Here is an 18,882-nt window from a genome sequence, read left to right as displayed (position 1 = left end):
GATGCTGAACATGCCCCGCTATGGCCGGATTTCGCGCTTCGCCGTCATCGGCGGCGCCTCGACGCTGATCTATGGCGCCTGCGCCTTGCTGCTTTCGCGAGGCGGCGCCGGGGCCGCCATATTGCCGGCGACCCTGGCGTCGGCGGTTGCCTATGCGGTCGCCGGGCTGTTCTCCTATGCCGGGCACAAATATTTTACCTTCGTGTCGGCAGGCGCCCACGCCTTCGAATTGCCGCGTTTTCTCCTGCTCAACGCAACAGGCTTGGCGACAGCCATCGCCCTGCCGGTCCTTCTCACCGAGAAACTGGGTATGCCCGTGGCCGTTCCGGTCGTTCTGACCTGCATCGCCGTGCCGCTGGTGAATTACATCGTGCTCGGCCGCTGGGTGTTCCGCAATGTCTAGCGCTGAACCCTTCGACAGGCCCCTGGCTGGCCTGGAGCTGTCGTCGCGACCCGCCTGGCTGACGGTGGCGCCGCTTTTCCTGACATTGGCGACAGCCGCCTACGCCGCATGGCTGGCGATCGCCGTCGTGCCGACCAATGTCGATGTGTCGTGGCTGCTGGTCGTCTGCGACCGGCTTCTCGCGGGAGAGCGGCTGAACACCGACATATTGGAGACCAACCCACCGTTTTCGATCTGGCTCTATATGCCGTTCATGCTCCTGGAAAAGCTGACCGGCATAGGTGCTGAACTCTGGCTGACCCTCGGGGTCGTCTGTCTCGGTTTGGCCAGCCTGTTCGTTTCCGCTCGAATTCTGGTCCGTGTCGACCCGATCTACCGGCAGCCCGGCGTCCTATGGGTATTGCCGGCTGCAGTATTCATGATCCTGTGTTTCCTGCCGGACCAGTTTGGTCAACGCGAGCAATTCGCGCTGATCGGCATCCTGCCCTGGCTGGCGTTGCAGTGCGCGCGCCAGCGGACGCCGGATTTCGCCGCCGGATCGCTTGCCGAGCGCATCCTGGCCGGGCTGGGCGCGGCTGTCGTGGTGATGGTCAAGCCGCCTCACTTCGCGCTCGCCCTGATGCTGCCATCGCTGTGTCTTGCATTTCAACGGCGCTCCCCAAGACCGCTCTTCGTCACGGAAAACCTCATCGGCGCGGCGATAGCCGTCGGCTATGTCGCCTGCATTGCGATCTTTGACCGCGCCTACTTCACCGACATCCTGCCCCTTCTCGGGGACGTCTATCTGCCGATTCGCGCTCCGTTCATCGACAATCTGGCGAACTGGCCAAAGGTCGTGCTGCTGCTGTCCGCCGCCATCGTCATCGCCATGGGCGGGGCAAGGCATGTGCATTGGGACACCAGGATCCTGCTGGCGAGCGCGCTCGGCCTGGTCGTTGCATTCCTGCTGATGGGCAAGGGCTGGCCGAACCATGCGCTGCCGATGGTGGCGATCACGGTGCTTGCGTCAGGCCTGCAGCTCCTGCGGTTTGGTGATTTTCACAAGGCAGGGATCGTGCGCAGGGCCGCGCTGATCTTCGGCTGCGCGCTCGTGCTGCAAACGACGGTCAGAGCGCAGTATATCGTGTTGGCGGCGGACAACGGGCCGATCGAGCGATCGGTCGCGGCAATCCGCGGCACGATCGAGCACCCCACGATCATATCGATTGCCGCTCAGATGCAGGCGGCACACCCCCTGACCCGGTTGGTCGACGGCACATTCATATCGCGCCACCCGGGTGCGTGGGTGGTCTCCAAGGCAGAAAAACTTGTGCGCACCGCCGATGATCCCGAACAGAAACAGAGGCTGGAGACCATCCGCGATCGGACAATCGGCGAATTCGCCGCCGAGATATCGGCAAGGAAGCCAGATATCGTGCTGTCGGGCCCCGAAGCCGATCCCGCCTGGAATGCGCTCATGCCAAACGACAAGAGGATCGCCGCAGTCTTGAGCGACTATCATGTGCTGCACACCGAGCCGGCGATCACTGTCTATGTTCGCTCCGCGGCGCCTCAGGAGGCCGAGGGACTTCGGCGCAAGACAGCATGGTGAGCCCGGCGATCACCTTGCCGATCCTTCTCATCGAGAAGCTCGGCCTGCCCGCGGCCGTGGCGGTCGCTATGACCGGCATCGCCGCGGTTTTGGTGAATTCCATCACGCTCGACCGCCGGACGGTCCGCCATGTCCAGGGCTGAACCGTTCGACAAGCCCATGGCGCACACGGCGCTGGCAACGCGGCCCCTCTGGCTGACGGTGGTGCCGCTCTCTCTGACACTGGCGGTGGCCGCCTACGCGGCATGGCTGGCGCTCGTGGTGGTGCCGACCAATGTCGATGTGTCGTGGCTGCTGGTCGTCTGCGACCGGCTGCTGAACGGCGAGCGGCTGAATGTCGACCTCATGGAGGTCAATCCGCCGTTCTCGATCTGGCTCTACATGCCATCCATGCTCCTGGAACGGCTGGTCGGTGGCCGCGCCGAACTGTGGCTGGCCCTCGGCGTGATCGGCGCCGGACTGGCCAGCCTTGCCATCTCCGCCCGCATCCTGGCGCGCGCCGATGCGGCCTATCGCCGGCCCGGCGCGCTCTGGGCGCTGCCGGCCGTACTCTTTGTCCTGCTTTGCTTCCGCCCGGACGAATTCGGCCAGCGCGAGCATTTTGCGACGATCGCGATCCTGCCCTGGATCGCGCTTCAATGCGCTCGCCAGCGGGCGCCGGGATTTGCCGCCGGCACCGGTTGGGAACAGGTAGTCGCAGGCGTGTGCGCGGCCATCGTGGTGATGGTCAAACCGCCGCATTTCGCACTGGCCCTTGCCTTGCCCGCCATGTGCCTGGCTTTCCAGCGCCGATCCCTGAAACCGCTGTTCGTCATCGAAAGCATCATCGGCGCCGCGATCGTTGCGCTCTACATCGCCTATGTCGTGATTTTCCAGACGACATTCCTGACCGAGATCCTGCCGTTTCTACGAGACGTCTATCTGCCGGCGCGCGCGCCCTTCCTGACCCTGCTTTCGACCTGGCCACGATTGCTGCTCTTTTTCGCGGCGGCGACGGTGCTGCTGGCCGGCGGTTTCAGGCAGATGCATTGGGACGCCAAAATCCTGCTGCTGGCCGCGCTCGGCTTCGTTCCAGCCTTCCTGATCATGGGCAAGGGCTGGCCCAACCATGCCCTGCCGATGATGGTTCTCGGCATCCTTGCCTTTGGCGTGCAATTGCTGCGCACGGGCGACAATGGCCGCGTGAAGCCGGTCAGCAGACTTGCCGCCGCCCTCGGCGGCTTTCTCATATTGCAGACTTCAGCCGGCATCCAACGGCTTTTCCTAACCGCCGACAACGGGGCACTCGAGCGGACCGTCGCCTCGATCCAGCGTACCGGCCCAAAGCCGACGATCACGTCGCTCGCGGCCCGGCTGCAGGTGGCTCACCCCCTCGCCAGGCTGGTCAATGGCGACTTCGTCTCGCGCTATCCCGCGGCCTGGGCCGTCTACAACGCCAACCTGCTCGCCGTCAGCACCGAAGATCCCGGGCAGCGGCACCGGCTGGAAGCCATCCGCGACGATGTCATCGGGCAATTGGCCTCGGAGATCGCCGTCAAGAAACCGGACATCGTGCTTTACAGCGCCGGGACCGGGCCGCTCTGGGACGCTCTCATGCTGCGCGATCCGCGGATCGCGCTTGTGCTGCAGCAATACGAGATCCTGCATCGCGAGCCGACGGTCACCGTCTATGTGCGCAGCAATAGGGTTTCCACCCTCCAGGCCGGTACCGAACACGCTTCAAGGTAAGCGCAGTGTCCGCGCCCGCGCGATGGCCGGGCCGGGCACTGGTTCTGTGCCGATGCCGCTTATGCGTTGCAACGCTGTGACGACGGCGGCGACACTTCCTGCGCCTGCTTCTGGGCATGATTAGCGATACGGTTTGGCCGGTCGAGGACGGTTCTGCGCGCGCAATGCCGCGCAGGAACCATAGGTGCAACCCGCTTCCCGCCACCTGAGCAAGCTCAGCCCGCTTCATCGCTCGCCGCACTGTCTGATTCATGCGGCCGCCTGATCTCGACTGTCGCCAAAAATCCCCGGCTACCTGCGATGGGCCACTCGCAACATGAAGCCATCCCGAATGTTGCTTTTGCTTCGGGTAAATCTCGCCACAAAGGACTTGTTCGATGAGCAATATGTAAGTGAACACGCACAAATATGGAATCTCTCCTCGTAGACGTTGCTTTTCATTTATTTTTAATAGAGTCACTACAAAACAAAATACTTATCTATGCCAGTACTGCATAGTACAGATGCCTCTAATACAGAAAACGCTAATGAAATGATGCGACCGGTACTCTATGGCGAAGCCAGGCAGATCCTGATTTGGACAGTGGGACTTTCCTACGTCGCTATGGTGCTTTGCTTTCTCGCCACCAAGGTCAGTCTCGACTATGAGGAGGCAGCTCGTGCCTATGTGGTAGCGGCCATACCGGTTACGGCCATGCTCTATGCCTATTGGCGCCGGATGCGTCCGCTTTACGCAACTCTTGACACGCTGGTCGCGGCCTATCTCATAACCATTCCATCGCTGGTATGGACCTACGCAGGAATGAGCCTTGCCTTGCCGCTGGCCGACGCGAAACTGATTGCGATGGACAGAGCCATGCACTTCGACTGGTGGAGTTTCATCAGCTACGTCGACCACCGCCCGCGCCTTGCCCGCTTGCTTGGGCTTGCCTACGGATCTTTCACCATTCAGTTTTTTCTGGTTCCAATGTGGCTGGCAATCTCCGGCAGGGGTGTGCGCGCCTGTGCCCTGTTGTTCTGCTACGCACTGTTGTGCCTGCTCTCGAGCATTCTCGGAGCCCTGGTACCCGGCGCTTGGCACCTATGCGGCTTATGGCGTCGGAATCGGCGATCTCACAAACATCAACGCCAAATTCGGCTTCTTCTTCCTCGACCAGTTCCATGCGGTCCGCGACCAACACGAGTTCGTGTTAAAGCTCAGCCAGGCCGCGGGTATCGTTACCTTTCCTTCTGTCCACGCCGGCTTGGCCGGTCTCTGCGCCTGGGCAGCCTGGGACAGCCGTGTCCTGCGTTACCCGCTCCTGGTGCTGAATATCCTGATGGCGACCTCGGCGGTCAGCCATGCAAACCACTATATGGTCGACGTGATTGCCGGCCTCGGCATCGCCGCGCTCACGATCAGTATCGCGACCTCGTTGTTCTACCGCCCGAGCGCGGCCGAGTCTTTTGTCAGCGCAGGCGCCGAAAGGCTTCGCCTTGCACTTGCCGGGCAACGCCGGGCGATCACGCCGGCAGGGTCACCCGCCGCAGCGTCAGATTGATCCGCCCGCCATTCTTGAGCAGCGCCGAGGTCGACGGATAGATCCGGTCGACGCCGTGGAAGCAAAGGCGGCCCTCGCCGCCGAGCACGACGACATCGCCGCTCCTCAGCCTGAACGATCGGGTCGCCCCGTCGCGCGTCGTCTGGCCGACGCGGAACAGGCAGTCGTCGCCCAATGACACGGAGACGACGGGGGCGGAGAAATCCGCCTCGTCGCGGTCCTGGTGCAAACCCATCTTGGCCTCGCTCGAATAGAAGTTGACGAGACAGGCCTGCGGCGGATGCGGATAAGCTGCCACCTCTTGCCACAATTGCAGCAACGCGTCCGGGATCGGCGGCCATGGCAATCCGGTCGCCGGATGCGCCCCTTGATAGCGATAGCCTTGCCCTTTGTCGGTGACCCAGCCGAGCGGACCGCAATTGGTCATGCGCACGCTCATCTCCTTGCCGGTGCGCGGCATGGCCGGCACGAACAAGGGCGCCGCCTGCACCACCTTCCTGATCTCTTCGACCAGCGCATCCTGCGCCGCACGCGGCAGGTAGCCGGGCATATGGCGCACGCCTTTGGGCAGAACGAGCATCAGAGTTTCCGCCTCATCCGGTTTGTCCGGAGGAGAATGCCATTCTCAGAAGAAAACGGCGACCCGAAAGCCGCTTTCGCCGGGCAAAGCAACCTCAGTCGTCACCGACGCGGCCGCGCAGCTTCTTCACCGTGGAGCGCCCAGCCTTGGTTTTCAGCCTACGCTCGACCGCGCCCTTCGACGGCCTGGTCTTCTTGCGCGGCGGCGGTGGCGGCTCGGCCGCCTTGGCGACCAGCGCGGTCAGCCTGGCGCGTGCGTCCGCCCGGTTCTGCTCCTGCGTGCGGAAGCGCCCGGCCTCGATGACGACGACACCGTCCTTGGTGGCGCGCTGGCCGGCGAGTTTTATGGTTCTTTCGCGCACGCGTTCCGACAGGCCCTGCGCGTTGGCGGCGTCGAAGCGCAGTTGCACCGCGGTCGCCACCTTGTTGACGTTCTGGCCGCCCGGGCCGGACGAGCGGATGAAATCCTCGTGCAGGTCGCCGGGGTGGATTGTCGCCTCGTCGGCAATGATGATTTTCTCGTCGGCATTCATGCCGCAGTCATGACGCGGCGGGACAAAAAAGAAAAGACCCGACCGAAGCCGGGTCTCGATACGCAAGCGGATGCCGAAAGGGCTATTCAGCGGCTTCCTGCAGGCGCGGCGCGGCGCCCATGATCGTTGCGTCGACATGGGGCTCGAACTTCTCGAAATTGGTTGCAAACATGCCGACCAGCCTTGCCGCCTGCCGGTCATAGGCCGGCTTGTCGGCCCAGGTCGAACGGGGATCGAGAATGGCGCTGTCGATGCCGGCAACCGCCACCGGCACCGCGAAACCGAAATTGGCATCGGTGCGGAAATCGGCTGATTTCAGCGAGCCGTCGAGTGCGGCGGCAAGCAGCGCCCGCGTCACCTTGATCGGCATGCGGCGGCCGGTGCCATGGGCGCCGCCGGTCCAGCCGGTGTTGACGAGCCAGCAATCGGCGTCGTGGCCGGCGATCAGTTCGCGCAGCAGATTGCCGTATTCCGACGGATGGCGCGGCATGAACGGCGCGCCGAAGCAGGTCGAGAACGTCGCTTCCGGTTCGATGACGCCCTTTTCGGTGCCGGCCACCTTGGCCGTGTAGCCGGAGAGGAAATGGTACATCGCCTGCGCCGGCGTCAGCCTGGCGATCGGCGGCATCACGCCGAAGGCGTCGGCGGTCAGCATGATGATGTTCCTGGGATGGCTGGCGCGGCCCGTCTTGCTGGCGTTGGGGATGAAGTCGAGCGGATAGGCGCAGCGCGTGTTTTCGGTGAGGCTGCCGTCGTCGAAATCCGGCACGCGGTCCGCACCCAGCACGACATTCTCCAGCACGGTGCCGAAGCGCCGCGTGGTGGCGAAGATCTCCGGCTCGGCCTCGGCCGAAAGCCTGATCGTCTTGGCGTAGCAGCCGCCCTCGAAATTGAAGATGCCGTGCGGACCCCAGCCATGCTCGTCGTCGCCGATCAGCGTGCGCGAGGGATCGGCCGACAGCGTCGTCTTGCCGGTGCCCGACAGGCCGAAGAACACCGCCGCGTCGCCGGCAGGCCCTTCATTGGCCGAGCAATGCATCGGCATCACGCCTTTCGCCGGCAGCAGGTAGTTGAGCATGGTGAAGACCGACTTCTTCATCTCGCCGGCATAGGAGGTGCCGCCGATCAGCACGATCTTGCGCGTGAGATCGACCGCGATCACCGTCTCGGTGCGGGTTCCGTGGCGGGCCGGATCGGCGCGGAAGGACGGCAGGTCGATGATCGTCATTTCGGGTACGAAATGCTCGAGTTCCGCGGCTTCAGGGCGGATCAGCAGATTGCGGATGAACAGCGAATGCCAGGCGAATTCGGTGATGACCCTGGTCGGCAGCTTCAATTCCGCATCGGCGCCGCCGACCAGATCCTGGACATAGAGGTCCTTGTCTGCCGCATGGGTGCGGAAATCGGCAAGCAGCGTGTCGAACTCAGCCGGCGAAATCGCCTTGTTGTTGTCCCACCAGACATGAGGCGCGGTCGTCGCGTCGCGGACGACGAATTTGTCCTTGGGCGAACGGCCGGTGTGCTGGCCGGTCTCGGCGACGAGCGCGCCATGGGCGGTGAGCCGGGCCTCGCCGCGGCCGATCGCCTCCTCATAGAGTGCCGCGGCGCCAAAATTATAGCGCACCATACCGGTGGTCTCGAGATCGATCTTGCATGCGGGATTGCGTTTGCCGGCTTCCGACATCAAGTGTCCCTTCTGTGATTTGCCGCGTCCTGGCCGGTGAATTACCGGTGCCCCGCGAAGGAGGCTGAGACGGTCAGAACCAGAAAACACGAATGATATCAAATCTTTAATCGATTTAAAAATTTTGAAAGTTGTTTAAATCGTTTATATGTGCAAAAAAGTCCGATGGTTGCCCAAAGGATTGGCAGTCGTCGATCGTCCAATCCGCGTAGGGGTGCGATAGTGGCCGTCCGTGACAGCGGGCGGAGCCTATGCCACATTTTGTACCTAATTTGTCCTGCAAAAGCCCCTTCTCTATGAACGAAGGGACAGCTCATGAGGGAGCCGCTTGAAATGGCAACAATCGCGCTTGTCGATGACGACCGCAACATTCTGACTTCGGTGTCGATTGCCCTCGAATCGGAGGGCTACCGCGTCGAGACCTATACGGATGGGGCGTCAGCGCTGGAAGGCCTGGCGGCGCGGCCGCCGAATCTCGCCATCCTCGACATCAAGATGCCGCGCATGGACGGCATGGAGCTGCTGCGCCGGATGCGCCAGAAATCCGACCTGCCGGTGATCTTCCTGACCTCGAAGGACGACGAGATCGACGAGCTGTTCGGCCTCAAGATGGGTGCCGACGACTTTATCCGCAAACCGTTCTCGCAGCGTCTTCTGGTCGAGCGGGTGCGCGCGGTGCTTCGCCGCACCAGCGCCCGCGAGGCGGCGGCCAAGGCGCCGAGCCAGCAGGCCCGCTCGCTGGAACGCGGCCAGCTGGTCATGGACCAGGAGCGCCACACCTGCACCTGGAAGGGCGAGCCGGTGACGCTTACGGTGACGGAATTCTTGATCCTGCATTCGCTGGCGCAGCGTCCCGGCGTGGTAAAAAGCCGTGATGCGCTGATGGATTCGGCCTATGATGAGCAGGTCTATGTCGACGACCGTACCATCGACAGCCACATCAAGCGGCTGCGCAAGAAGTTCAAGGCCGTCGACGATGACTTCGAGATGATCGAAACCCTTTACGGAGTCGGATACCGGTTCCGCGAGGCTTAATTTCAGCGGGAGCTGCTATTCGATGGCAGTGGACGTAGAGCGGAGCAGAAGGGCGGGCGCTGCCAGGCGCCCGTCGCGGATTCTGCCCGCATTCCTGTCGAAGATCACCGTGCCGATGCGCCGTTTCCTCGGCCATCACATCTTTTCCAGCCTGACCCGGCGCATCCTGTTCCTCAACCTTGCCGGGCTGGCCGTGCTGGTCACCGGCATTCTCTACCTCAACACCTTCCGCGACGGGCTGATCGATGCCCGTGTCGAAAGCCTGATGACGCAGGGCGAGATTATCGCCGGCGCGATCGCGGCGTCGGCGACGGTCGAAACCGATTCGATCAGCATCGATCCGGAAAAGCTGCTGGAGCTGCAGGCCGGCGAAAGCCTCGGACCCGGCTCCGACCAGCTCGACAATCTGGATTTCCCGATCAATCCGGAGCGCGTCGCGCCGGTGCTGAGACGGCTGATCTCGCCGACGCGCACGCGCGCCCGCATCTACGACCGCGACGCCAACCTGCTGCTCGATTCGCGCCATCTCTATTCGCGCGGCCAGATCCTGCGCTACGACCTGCCGCCGGTCGACGAAGAGGAACCGGACCTGCTTGAGCGGGTACAGAAATTCGTCTTCGACTTCTTCCGCAACACCGACCTGCCGGTCTACCACGAACAGCCGGGCGGCAATGGCGCGGCTTTCCCCGAAGTGGTCAAGGCGCTGACCGGCAGCCCGTCGACAATCGTGCGGATCAGCGAGCAGGGCGAGCAGATCGTTTCGGTCGCCGTGCCGATCCAGCGCTTCCGCGCCGTGCTTGGCGTGCTGATGCTGTCGACCGAGGGCGGCGACATCGACAAGATCGTCGCCGCCGAGCGCAAGGCGATCCTGCGCGTCTTCGGCATCGCCGCACTCGTCACCGCCATCCTGTCGATGCTGCTTGCCTCGACCATCGCCAATCCGCTCAGGCGGCTGTCGGCCGCTGCCGTGCGGGTGCGGCGCGGCGTCAAGAACCGCGAGGAAATCCCCGACTTTTCCGACCGCCAGGACGAGATCGGCAATCTGTCGATCGCCGTACGCGACATGACCAATGCGCTCTATGCTCGCATCGAGGCGATCGAGAGTTTCGCGGCCGACGTCTCGCATGAATTGAAGAACCCGCTGACGTCGCTGCGCAGCGCCGTGGAGACTCTGCCTTTGGCGAAGAATGACAATTCACGAGCGCGTCTGATGGAGATCATCCAGCACGATGTCCGCCGGCTTGACCGGCTGATCACCGACATTTCCGACGCCTCCCGGCTGGACGCCGAGCTCGCGCGGGAAGACGCCGGAACGGTCGATCTGAAGAAGTTCATCACCGATCTCGTCGCCGTGTCGCGCGAGGCGACGCGCAACAAGAAGGCGGTCGAGATCGAGTTCAAGGTCGCCAAGCTGCCGCAGGGCGTCAAAGGCTATTTCGTCACCGGCCACGACCTCAGGATCGGCCAGGTCATCACCAATCTGATCGAGAATGCCCGCTCCTTCGTGCCGGAAGACCATGGCCACATCGCCATTTCGTTGGCGCGCGCCGGCAAGGTCAACATCGTCACCGTCGACGACAACGGCCCCGGCATCCGGGCCGACAACATCGACCGCATCTTCGAGCGCTTCTACACCGACCGGCCGGCCGGCGAAGCCTTCGGCCAGAATTCGGGCCTTGGCCTGTCGATCAGCCGGCAGATCGTCGAGGCGCATGGCGGCACGCTGACGGCCGAGAACATCCCGGGCACCAAGCCCGGCGAGATCAAGGGCGCGCGCTTCGTCGTCACCTTGCCGGCCGAAGGCTGACCGGTTCGAACACGCTCATGCCCGATGCCGCCGCGAAGCCTGAAAACATCCACGGAACCGCCATCCTGATCGGCGAGCGCGGCGTCCTCATCACCGGGCCGTCGGGCGCCGGCAAGACGACGCTGGCACTGATACTGCTCGACCATTGCCGCGCACGCGGGCTGTTTTCACGCATGATCGGCGACGACAGGCTGCTTGCCTCAAGCCATGCGGGGCGGCTGGTCTGCCGCGTGCCGGCGCCCATCGCCGGTCTCGCCGAGGTGCCTGGGTTCATTCCGCGGCCGCTGCCGTTCGAGCCGGGCGGCGTGATCGACCTGCATGTGCGGCTGGTGCCGAAGGCAGAGATGGCCCGTTTCCAGGAGGAAATCAGCGAGCCAGTCGCCGGCTGCCCGGTGCCGCGTATCGACCTTGCCGAGCGCAACGCCGCGACCGCCTTGCCGGCGGTGATGGCGCGGTTGTCCATCGCGCCTTTTTTATGATCCGGTCCGGATTTTTTGTTGCAATGCGTCAAAATGGCCCGGGCCGGCGCAATTTTGGGCTTGTCAACGCGCCTCGCGTCGACAAGATAGCGCTCCCGCCGCCTGGAATGGCTGGCGAGCATAAAATGCGCCTGTGAAGCGGCGATGACGGGAGCCACCAACGAATGATCGGACTCGTGCTTGTAACGCACGGTCAACTGGCCACCGAGTTCCGACATGCCGTGGAACATGTCGTCGGGCCACAAGACAATTTCGAAACCGTGGCGATCGGTGCCGATGACGATATGGAGCAGCGCCGCAGCGACATCGTCGACGCCGTGGCGCGCGTCGACACCGGGGCCGGCGTCATCGTTTTGACCGACATGTTCGGCGGCACGCCTTCCAACCTTGCCATTTCGGTGATGGAATCGGGCCGCACCGAGGTGATCGCCGGCATGAACCTGCCGATGCTGATCAAGCTTTCCTCGATCCGCAAGGGCGACAACATGGCCGCCGCGCTCGACGAGGCGCAGGCGGCGGGACGCAAATACATCAACGTGGCCAGCCAGCTCCTGAGCAGCAAATGAACGCGCTGTCGCCGGAGAAAGACCAGGTCGTGCGCGAATTTCCGATCGTCAACCAGCGTGGCCTGCACGCGCGCGCCTCGGCGAAGTTCGTCCAGGTCGCCAGCGGTTTCGACGCCACGGTCGATGTCGAGAAGGACGGCGTCAAGGTCGGCGGCACGTCGATCATGGGGCTGATGATGCTGGCGGCGAGCCCCGGCTATTCGATCCGCGTCACCGCCAGCGGGCCGCAAGCCTTGCAGGCGATGGACGCGCTGGAGCAGCTGGTCGCCTCGCGCTTCGGCGAGGAAAGCTGACGGCGACTTTTCCGGTAGAACCCTGACGGCGGACAAGCCGGTCGCGTCGTGCGAAGACATGCACGAATAAAGATTTCTTTATATCCCATTGTCGTTTGAAGGCCGATCTGCTAGTCAGACCGGCAATTCGCGCTCCTCCACGCGCCTTTCCGGCGCGGGCGCGTGCCACTAACAATTCACACCGGAGCACTGCCATGACGGGTAGCAAGGACTATGTGGTCGCCGACATCTCGCTTGCCGGCTGGGGCCGCAAGGAAATCGAGATCGCCGAAACGGAAATGCCGGGCCTGATGGCCTGTCGCGAGGAATTCGGTGACAAGAAGCCGCTCAAGGGCGCGCGCATCACCGGCTCGCTGCACATGACGATCCAGACGGCGGTGCTGATCGAAACGCTGAAGGTGCTGGGCGCCGACATCCGCTGGGCCTCGTGCAACATCTTCTCGACCCAGGACCATGCAGCGGCGGCGATCGCCGAAGCCGGCATCCCGGTGTTCGCCATCAAGGGCGAGACGCTCGAAGATTACTGGGACTACACCGACCGGATCTTCCAGTGGACCGATGGCGGCACCTCCAACATGATCCTCGACGATGGCGGCGATGCCACCATGTACATCCTGATCGGCGCCCGCGCCGAAGCCGGTGAGGACGTGCTGTCCAACCCGGGCAGCGAAGAGGAAGAGATCCTGTTCGCCCAGATCAAGAAGCGGCTGAAGGCTTCGCCCGGCTTCTTCACCAAGCAGAAGGAAGCGATCCGGGGCGTCACCGAAGAGACGACGACCGGCGTCAACCGGCTCTACCAGCTGCAGAAGAAGGGCCTGCTGCCGTTCCCGGCGATCAACGTCAACGATTCGGTGACCAAGTCGAAATTCGACAACAAATATGGCTGCAAGGAATCGCTGGTCGACGGCATCCGCCGCGGCACCGACACCATGATGGCCGGCAAGGTCGCGGTGGTGTGCGGCTATGGCGACGTCGGCAAGGGCTCGTCGGCTTCGCTGAAGGGCGCCGGCGCCCGCGTCAAGGTCACCGAGGTCGACCCGATCTGCGCGCTGCAGGCGGCGATGGACGGTTTCGAGGTCGTCACGCTCGAGGACGCCGCTCCCACCGCCGACATCATCATCACCACCACCGGCAACAAGGACGTCGTCACCCTCGACCACATGCGTTCGATGAAGGACATGGTGATCGTCGGCAATATCGGCCACTTCGACAACGAGATCCAGGTGGCGTCGCTGCGCAACCTGAAATGGACCAACGTCAAGCCTCAGGTCGACATGATCACCTTCCCGGACGGCAAGCGGATGATCCTTTTGTCGGAAGGCCGGCTGCTCAACCTCGGCAACGCCACCGGCCATCCGAGCTTCGTCATGTCGGCCTCGTTCACCAACCAGGTGCTGGCGCAGATCGAACTCTACAGCAAGCCTGGCCAGTACCAGAACCAGGTCTACGTGCTGCCGAAGCATCTCGACGAAAAGGTCGCGCGCCTGCATCTCGGCAAGCTCGGTGCCCGGCTAACCGAACTGTCCGGCGAACAGGCCGCCTATATCGGCGTGACGCCGCAGGGACCGTTCAAGCCGGAACACTACCGCTATTAACCAAAGCGAAAATTCCTACCACATATTGAAGCCGGGCGATTGACATTTCGTCCGGCTTTATTTTTGCGTCGATTGATTCTTCACGCCGATTCCAGCAAGCGCTATGTTGTGATTCGCGGTCCGGGGACGAGGGGACGGCGCGCGTATCAGGGCGGTCTTGCATTCAGGCGGCGAAGAGGACCAAGACATGCCGGGGGAAAACCCGCGTCAGGCGGGACAGGCCGTTTCCGGCGGCCAAAATGATTCGACAAGGACCGGTCCCGCCGTCGCGGGCGGGCGTCTTTCATTGCGTGCCGGAGCCCGCATCGGGACATTTCTTGCCACCTCGGTGCTTTCCGGTCCGCTGCTTGTGTTTGCCGCGCATGCCGAACCCGACGTCGCTCAAAAGGCCGGACTGGGGGTCAGCGCGGTCGAGGTCATGCAAATGGCCATGTTCGCCGGCGTCATGGGCGCGGCACTCGTCTCGGCGATCTTCCTGATCCGCGAAAGGGCGCGCACTTCGGCGCAGAATGCCGAACTCAGGGCCCGCATAGCAGACGTCAACGCGGCGCTGCAGCGCTCCGAGGCGCTGCTCAACCTGCGCGACCAGCGCGTGGTCGTCTGGACCTCGGAGAACAAGAAACCCGAGCTCCTCGGAACCCTGCCGGTGGAGAGCGGCGCGCCCGAGGACCGGGCAGCCTTCCTCGCCTTCGGTCGCTGGCTGATGCCGCGTTCGGCGGCGGCGCTCGAACACGCGATCACCGCCTTGCGCGAAAAGGCAAAGGCCTTCGATCTCGTCATCGAATCGCAGGCCGGCGTGCCGCTCGAAGTCTATGGCCGCAAGAGTGCGGCGCATGTGCTGGTGCGTTTCGTCTCGCTGTCGGATACGCTGCGCAGCCAGGCAAGGCTCAAGATCGAGAACCAGCGGCTCGGCGCCGACTACGACACCATGCTCGGCCTGCTCGACGCGCTGAGGATGCCGACATGGCTGCGCGCGGCCGACGGGCGGCTGAAATGGGTCAACCGTGCCTATGCCGAAGCGGTCGAGGCGCAGAACGCCGAAACCGCGGTTCGCGAGGCCAAGGAATTCCTCGGCGGCCAGGCGCGCGACACGATTACCGAACAGCACAAATCGCGCCCGGTCTTCGAACAGACGCTGTCGACGGTGATCGAGGGCGACCGTCGCGTGTTCGCGGTCACCGACTTCGCCGGCACCGACGGCTCGGCGGGTCTTGCCTACGACACCAGCGCCACCGAAACCATCCGCGGCGAATATGAGCGTACGGTCCGAAGCCACGCCGACACGCTCGACCAGCTCAATACGGCGGTTGCGATCTTCGACACCGACGAGAAGCTGCGCTTCTTCAACCAGGCCTTCCAGAAGCTGTGGAATCTCGACAGCGGCTTCCTGCACAGCGCCCCGGACAATGCCCTGTTGCTCGACCGGCTGCGCAGCGAAGGCAAGATCGCCGAGCAGCCCGAGTGGCGGCGCTGGAAGGAGGGCCTGCTCAGCGCCTACCGCGCTGTCGAATCGCAGGAGCACTGGTGGCATCTGCCTGACGGCAAGACGATCCGCGTGGTCGCCAACCCGCAGCCCAAGGGCGGCGTGACCTGGGTATTCGAGAACCTGACCGAGAAGATGGACCTCGAAAGCCGCTACCAGACGGCGGTGCGGGTCCAGGGCGAGACGCTGGACAACCTTGCCGAAGGTGTTGCCGTGTTCGGACCCGACGGGCGGCTTCGCCTCTCCAACCCGGCCTTCGTCGCGCTGTGGGGGCTGAGCCAGGACGTGGTCAAGCCCAACGTCCATGTCCAGGCGATCCGCGACCTCTGCGACCAGCGCGCCGCGGACAGCCCGTGGGGCGGGTTCGTCGCCGCCATCACCGGCTTCGACGACGAGCGCCGCGACCGCCATGGCCAGACCGAACTCACCAACGGCACTGTGCTGCGCTATGCCGTCATCCATTTGCCCAACGGCCAGGTGATGATGACCTTCGTCGACGTCACCGACAGCGTCAATGTCGAGCGGGCGCTGAAGGACAAGAACGAGGCGCTGGAGAAATCCGACCAGCTGAAGAACGATTTCGTGCAGCACGTTTCCTACGAGCTGCGCTCGCCGCTGACCAACATCATCGGCTTCACCGAGCTTCTGTCGCTACCGGCGACCGGGCCGCTGACGCCGAAGCAGCGCGAGTATGTCGAGCATGTCGGCTCGTCCTCCTCGGTGCTGCTCACCATCGTCAACGACATACTCGATCTGGCGACGGTCGATGCCGGCATCATGCAGCTCGACATTTCCGAAGTCAGCGTCGAGCGGACCATCGCGGCAGCGTCCGAGCTGGTCGCCGAGCGGCTGGAGGAGCATTCGATCAAGCTCAAGGTCGATGCGGCGGCGGCGCCGAAAAGCTTCCACGGCGACGAGACCCGCATCCGCCAGATCCTCTACAATCTGCTGAGCAATGCCGCGAATTACGCACCGGAGGCAAGCACGGTGACACTGGCCTGCCGGCAGCTGGCCGAAGGGGTGGAATTCTCCGTCCATGACGACGGCCCCGGCATGCCGCCGGACGTGCTCGATTCGGTGTTCCGCCGCTTCGAGCCGAGAGCCAATGGCGGGCGCCGGCGCGGCGCTGGCCTTGGCCTGTCGATCGTCAAGAGCTTCGTCGAATTGCATGGCGGCAGCGTCCGCATCCAGACCGGCAGGGACAGCGGCACCACCGTCATCTGCACCTTCCCCGACGCGCCTTCGGGCATTCGCGCCGCGGCCGAGTAGCGCGCTTCATGGCAGGGCTGGAGCGCTTTCTCGCCGACGAGGCCGCGACCGCAAGGCTCGGCGAGGATCTCGCCATGGCACTGCGCCCCGGCGATGTGCTGGCGCTGAAGGGCGACCTCGGCGCCGGCAAGTCGACACTAGCGCGGGCGCTGATCAGGGCACTGGCCGACGATACGGCCCTCGACGTGCCGAGCCCAACCTTTACGCTGGTGCAAAGCTACGACACGCGCGTGCCCGTGCATCATTTCGATCTCTACCGTCTGTCTTCGGCGTCCGAGCTCGACGAACTCGGCTTCGACGACGCGCTGGCGCAAGGGGCAGCACTGGTTGAGTGGCCGGAGCGGGCCGAAACCCGGATGCCGGCAGGCACGCTCTGGATCGACCTCGTTCATCAGGACGAGGGCCGTCGGGCAAGCCTGTCGGGGCAAGGTGCTGCCTTCGATCGCGCGGCGCGGTCGCTGGCGATGCGCGATTTTCTCGACTCGGCCGGATGGGGTGAGGCGAGCCGCCGCCATTTCGTCGGCGACGCTTCGGCCCGCTCCTATGAGATTGTTTCGCACAACGGCCTTGCGCCGCGCGTGCTGATGAATTCGCCGCGGCTGGTGCTAGGCCCGCCGGTGCGTGACGGCAAGCCCTATGCCGTGATCGCCCATTCCGCGCAATCCGTTGCGGCCTTCGTCGCCATCGACAAGGCGTTGCTGGCCGCCGGCGTCTGCGTGCCGGAAATCCACGCCGAGGATCTCGACCAGGGTTTTTTGCTGCTCGAGCATCTCGGCTCGGAAGGGTTTCTGGGCAGCGACGGCGAGCCGGTGGCCGAGCGCTACGCGGCGGCGGCCGAACTGCTGGCGATGATGCACGGCAAGGCCTGGCCCGAGCGGATGCAGGCAGCGCCCGGGATCTTCCACGACGTGCCGCCTTTCGACCGCGACGCCATGATGATCGAGGCCGAGCTGCTGGTCGACTGGTATGTGCCGATGATTACCAGCGGGCCGGCCAGCGATGCCTTGCGGGCCGGCTACGCCAGGGAATGGAACGCGGTTCTCGACCGGCTCGCGGCCAGCGAATACACGCTGATGCTGCGCGACTTCCATTCGCCCAACATCATCTGGCGCGGCGAGCGGTCCGGGCACGACCGCCTCGGCATCGTCGACATCCAGGACGCGCTGATCGGCCCCGCCGCCTACGACGTCGCCTCGCTGGCGATGGATGCGCGCGTCACGATATCGCCCGAGATCGAGAAGCGGACGCTCCACGCCTATATCGCGGCGCGCCACGCCGCCGGCGCCTTCGACGAGGAGGCCTTCAGGGAGGCCTATGCCATCATGGCGGCGCAGCGCAATTCCAAGATCCTCGGCATTTTCGTGCGGCTCGAGAAGCGCGACGGCAAGCCATTCTACCTCAAGCACCTGCCGCGCATTCGCGACTATCTGCGGCGGGCACTGGCGCATCCTGCGCTTGCCGGGTTACACGCCTTCTATGTCGCCCATGGCCTGCTGGAAGAACGACCGCTGTGACCGCTAACCCCAAGACTGCGATGGTGCTTGCCGCGGGGCTTGGCAAGCGCATGCGGCCGATCACCGACACGATGCCGAAGCCGCTGGTGAAAATCGCCGGCAAGACGCTGCTCGACTGGGGGCTGGACAGCCTCGCCATGGCCGGCGTCGAGACGGCTATCGTCAACGTCCATTATCTTCCCGAGCAGATCGTCGCCCATGTCGCCGACAGGCGGGCACCGAAAATCGTCATTTCCGACGAGAGCGCTGCCCTGCTCGACTCGGCCGGCGGCATCGTCAAGGCGCTGCCGGATCTGGGCAAGGATGCCTTCTACATCATCAACGCCGACACGTTCTGGATCGACAGCGGCCAGCCCAGCCTCGAGCGCCTTTCCCTTGCATGGGACGGCTCGAGAATGGATATTCTGCTGATGCTTACCGATCTCGACTCAGCGACCGGACACTGCGTCGGCACGGATTTCCTGATGGCGCCGGACGGCGCGTTGCGGCGCTCGAAGGGCGACCCGGCCGGGGTGATCTATGCCGGGGCGGCGATCATGCATCCGCGCATCTTCAAGGACGCACCGGCAAAGCCGCACTCGCTCAACGCCTATTTCGATACGGCCATCGCCGCTGGCCGCCTGTTCGGCATGCAGATGCGAGGGCAGTGGATCACCGTCGGCACGCCCGATGCCATTCCGCTGGCGGAAGCGGCCGTCGCCGGCGTCCTCACCGCATCGGCCCGAAAATCGGGGTCGATTTTCGGAAAGCACGATGCGTAGACTCAAAGAAACAGATCGTCT

17 protein-coding genes and 1 pseudogene are annotated in these 18,882 nt (G+C 64.0%); 15 read left to right on the top strand and 3 right to left on the bottom strand.

The genetic code is table 11. The features are described 5' to 3' along the window. Window position 1 precedes the first annotated feature (1 nt). The 6 genes and pseudogenes from A6B35_RS05050 to A6B35_RS05035 all read left to right on the top strand — a co-directional run bounded on the left by A6B35_RS05050 (window position 2) and on the right by A6B35_RS05035 (window position 5,263). On the top strand, window positions 2-403 hold the full coding sequence (locus A6B35_RS05050; protein WP_006201282.1) for a GtrA family protein: 402 nt from the start codon (window positions 2-4) through the stop codon (window positions 401-403). Continuing rightward, entirely contained in the window at window positions 396-1,994 is a 1,599-nt protein-coding gene (locus A6B35_RS05045) for a hypothetical protein (protein ID WP_006201281.1), read from the top strand. The genes A6B35_RS05050 and A6B35_RS05045 overlap by 8 nt, the downstream gene beginning before the upstream one ends. Beyond that, window positions 1,988-2,137, top strand: a complete 150-nt coding sequence (locus A6B35_RS35435; protein WP_006201280.1) for a hypothetical protein — start codon at window positions 1,988-1,990, stop codon at window positions 2,135-2,137. The genes A6B35_RS05045 and A6B35_RS35435 overlap by 7 nt, the downstream gene beginning before the upstream one ends. Further along, window positions 2,124-3,722, top strand: a complete 1,599-nt coding sequence (locus A6B35_RS05040; protein ID WP_006201279.1) for a hypothetical protein — start codon at window positions 2,124-2,126, stop codon at window positions 3,720-3,722. Before A6B35_RS35435 ends, A6B35_RS05040 begins: the two co-directional genes overlap by 14 nt. 481 nt (window positions 3,723-4,203) lie before the next feature. Continuing rightward, a pseudogene (locus A6B35_RS37490) lies at window positions 4,204-4,731 on the top strand (phosphatase PAP2 family protein); the annotation flags it as partial. Then, window positions 4,715-5,263, top strand: a complete 549-nt coding sequence (locus tag A6B35_RS05035) for a phosphatase PAP2 family protein (protein ID WP_425277651.1) — start codon at window positions 4,715-4,717, stop codon at window positions 5,261-5,263. The pseudogene A6B35_RS37490 and the gene A6B35_RS05035, both read left to right, overlap by 17 nt. Here the strand turns inward: A6B35_RS05035 and A6B35_RS05030 are convergent. The 3 genes from A6B35_RS05030 to A6B35_RS05020 form a co-directional block, all read right to left on the bottom strand. Then, a complete protein-coding gene (locus A6B35_RS05030; RefSeq protein WP_006201277.1) occupies window positions 5,226-5,843 on the bottom strand; it encodes an alpha-ketoglutarate-dependent dioxygenase AlkB family protein in 618 nt (205 codons plus the stop codon). The two genes, A6B35_RS05035 and A6B35_RS05030, sit on opposite strands and share 38 nt — an antisense overlap. Before the next feature lie 94 nt (window positions 5,844-5,937). Beyond that, the gene (gene arfB / locus A6B35_RS05025; RefSeq protein WP_040582465.1) at window positions 5,938-6,375 is read right to left on the bottom strand and encodes an alternative ribosome rescue aminoacyl-tRNA hydrolase ArfB; all 438 of its coding nucleotides are present in this window, start codon (window positions 6,373-6,375) and stop codon (window positions 5,938-5,940) included. 82 nt (window positions 6,376-6,457) lie between these two features. Then, the gene (locus A6B35_RS05020) at window positions 6,458-8,059 is read right to left on the bottom strand and encodes a phosphoenolpyruvate carboxykinase (RefSeq protein WP_006201275.1); all 1,602 of its coding nucleotides are present in this window, start codon (window positions 8,057-8,059) and stop codon (window positions 6,458-6,460) included. 333 nt (window positions 8,060-8,392) lie between these two features. Between A6B35_RS05020 and A6B35_RS05015 the strand changes: the two genes are divergently transcribed. The 9 genes from A6B35_RS05015 (at window position 8,393) to A6B35_RS04975 (ending at window position 18,861) form a co-directional block, all read left to right on the top strand. Further along, window positions 8,393-9,094: a response regulator transcription factor gene (locus A6B35_RS05015; protein ID WP_006201274.1), complete on the top strand. Its 702-nt coding sequence runs from the start codon at window positions 8,393-8,395 to the stop codon at window positions 9,092-9,094. A gap of 22 nt (window positions 9,095-9,116) precedes the next feature. Continuing rightward, window positions 9,117-10,901 (top strand): sensor histidine kinase, encoded by a 1,785-nt coding sequence (locus A6B35_RS05010; protein ID WP_006201273.1) that lies wholly within the window; start codon window positions 9,117-9,119, stop codon window positions 10,899-10,901. Between the two features lie 17 nt (window positions 10,902-10,918). Continuing rightward, window positions 10,919-11,380, top strand: coding sequence for an HPr kinase/phosphorylase (locus A6B35_RS05005; RefSeq protein WP_006201272.1), 462 nt, complete (start codon window positions 10,919-10,921; stop codon window positions 11,378-11,380). Between the two features lie 164 nt (window positions 11,381-11,544). After that, window positions 11,545-11,946, top strand: coding sequence for a PTS sugar transporter subunit IIA (locus A6B35_RS05000; RefSeq protein WP_006201271.1), 402 nt, complete (start codon window positions 11,545-11,547; stop codon window positions 11,944-11,946). Continuing rightward, complete coding sequence (locus A6B35_RS04995; RefSeq protein WP_006201270.1) at window positions 11,943-12,239, top strand: HPr family phosphocarrier protein; 297 nt, start codon at window positions 11,943-11,945, stop codon at window positions 12,237-12,239. The genes A6B35_RS05000 and A6B35_RS04995 overlap by 4 nt, the downstream gene beginning before the upstream one ends. A 194-nt stretch (window positions 12,240-12,433) precedes the next feature. Further along, window positions 12,434-13,834, top strand: a complete 1,401-nt coding sequence (ahcY, locus tag A6B35_RS04990) for an adenosylhomocysteinase (protein ID WP_006201269.1) — start codon at window positions 12,434-12,436, stop codon at window positions 13,832-13,834. A gap of 187 nt (window positions 13,835-14,021) precedes the next feature. Continuing rightward, window positions 14,022-16,586: a sensor histidine kinase gene (locus A6B35_RS04985; protein ID WP_006201268.1), complete on the top strand. Its 2,565-nt coding sequence runs from the start codon at window positions 14,022-14,024 to the stop codon at window positions 16,584-16,586. A gap of 8 nt (window positions 16,587-16,594) precedes the next feature. Further along, window positions 16,595-18,100, top strand: a complete 1,506-nt coding sequence (locus tag A6B35_RS04980; RefSeq protein WP_006201267.1) for a bifunctional tRNA (adenosine(37)-N6)-threonylcarbamoyltransferase complex ATPase subunit type 1 TsaE/phosphotransferase — start codon at window positions 16,595-16,597, stop codon at window positions 18,098-18,100. Further along, window positions 18,097-18,861, top strand: a complete 765-nt coding sequence (locus tag A6B35_RS04975) for a nucleotidyltransferase family protein (protein ID WP_081482098.1) — start codon at window positions 18,097-18,099, stop codon at window positions 18,859-18,861. The genes A6B35_RS04980 and A6B35_RS04975 overlap by 4 nt, the downstream gene beginning before the upstream one ends. Window positions 18,862-18,882: the final 21 nt, after the last annotated feature.

Source organism: Mesorhizobium amorphae CCNWGS0123 (genome assembly GCF_001686985.1).
GTDB lineage: Bacteria > Pseudomonadota > Alphaproteobacteria > Rhizobiales > Rhizobiaceae > Mesorhizobium > Mesorhizobium amorphae.
This window is presented reverse-complemented; position numbering and strand designations above follow the sequence as displayed.

Excerpts from the sequence above, each read along its gene's own strand:
- A6B35_RS05020 (WP_006201275.1), bottom strand. The coding sequence starts at position 8,059 with ATGTCGGAAGCCGGCAAACGCAATCCCGCATGCAAGATCGATCTCGAG.
- A6B35_RS05050 (WP_006201282.1), top strand. The coding sequence starts at position 2 with ATGCTGAACATGCCCCGCTATGGCCGGATTTCGCGCTTCGCCGTCATC.
- A6B35_RS05015 (WP_006201274.1), top strand. The coding sequence starts at position 8,393 with ATGGCAACAATCGCGCTTGTCGATGACGACCGCAACATTCTGACTTCG.
- A6B35_RS05000 (WP_006201271.1), top strand. The coding sequence starts at position 11,545 with ATGATCGGACTCGTGCTTGTAACGCACGGTCAACTGGCCACCGAGTTC.
- A6B35_RS05040 (WP_006201279.1), top strand. The coding sequence starts at position 2,124 with ATGTCCAGGGCTGAACCGTTCGACAAGCCCATGGCGCACACGGCGCTG.
- A6B35_RS04995 (WP_006201270.1), top strand. The coding sequence starts at position 11,943 with ATGAACGCGCTGTCGCCGGAGAAAGACCAGGTCGTGCGCGAATTTCCG.
- A6B35_RS05005 (WP_006201272.1), top strand. The coding sequence starts at position 10,919 with ATGCCCGATGCCGCCGCGAAGCCTGAAAACATCCACGGAACCGCCATC.
- arfB (WP_040582465.1), bottom strand. The coding sequence starts at position 6,375 with ATGAATGCCGACGAGAAAATCATCATTGCCGACGAGGCGACAATCCAC.
- A6B35_RS04985 (WP_006201268.1), top strand. The coding sequence starts at position 14,022 with ATGCCGGGGGAAAACCCGCGTCAGGCGGGACAGGCCGTTTCCGGCGGC.
- A6B35_RS04980 (WP_006201267.1), top strand. The coding sequence starts at position 16,595 with ATGGCAGGGCTGGAGCGCTTTCTCGCCGACGAGGCCGCGACCGCAAGG.
- A6B35_RS05045 (WP_006201281.1), top strand. The coding sequence starts at position 396 with ATGTCTAGCGCTGAACCCTTCGACAGGCCCCTGGCTGGCCTGGAGCTG.
- A6B35_RS05010 (WP_006201273.1), top strand. The coding sequence starts at position 9,117 with ATGGCAGTGGACGTAGAGCGGAGCAGAAGGGCGGGCGCTGCCAGGCGC.
- A6B35_RS05030 (WP_006201277.1), bottom strand. The coding sequence starts at position 5,843 with ATGCTCGTTCTGCCCAAAGGCGTGCGCCATATGCCCGGCTACCTGCCG.
- A6B35_RS35435 (WP_006201280.1), top strand. The coding sequence starts at position 1,988 with ATGGTGAGCCCGGCGATCACCTTGCCGATCCTTCTCATCGAGAAGCTC.
- ahcY (WP_006201269.1), top strand. The coding sequence starts at position 12,434 with ATGACGGGTAGCAAGGACTATGTGGTCGCCGACATCTCGCTTGCCGGC.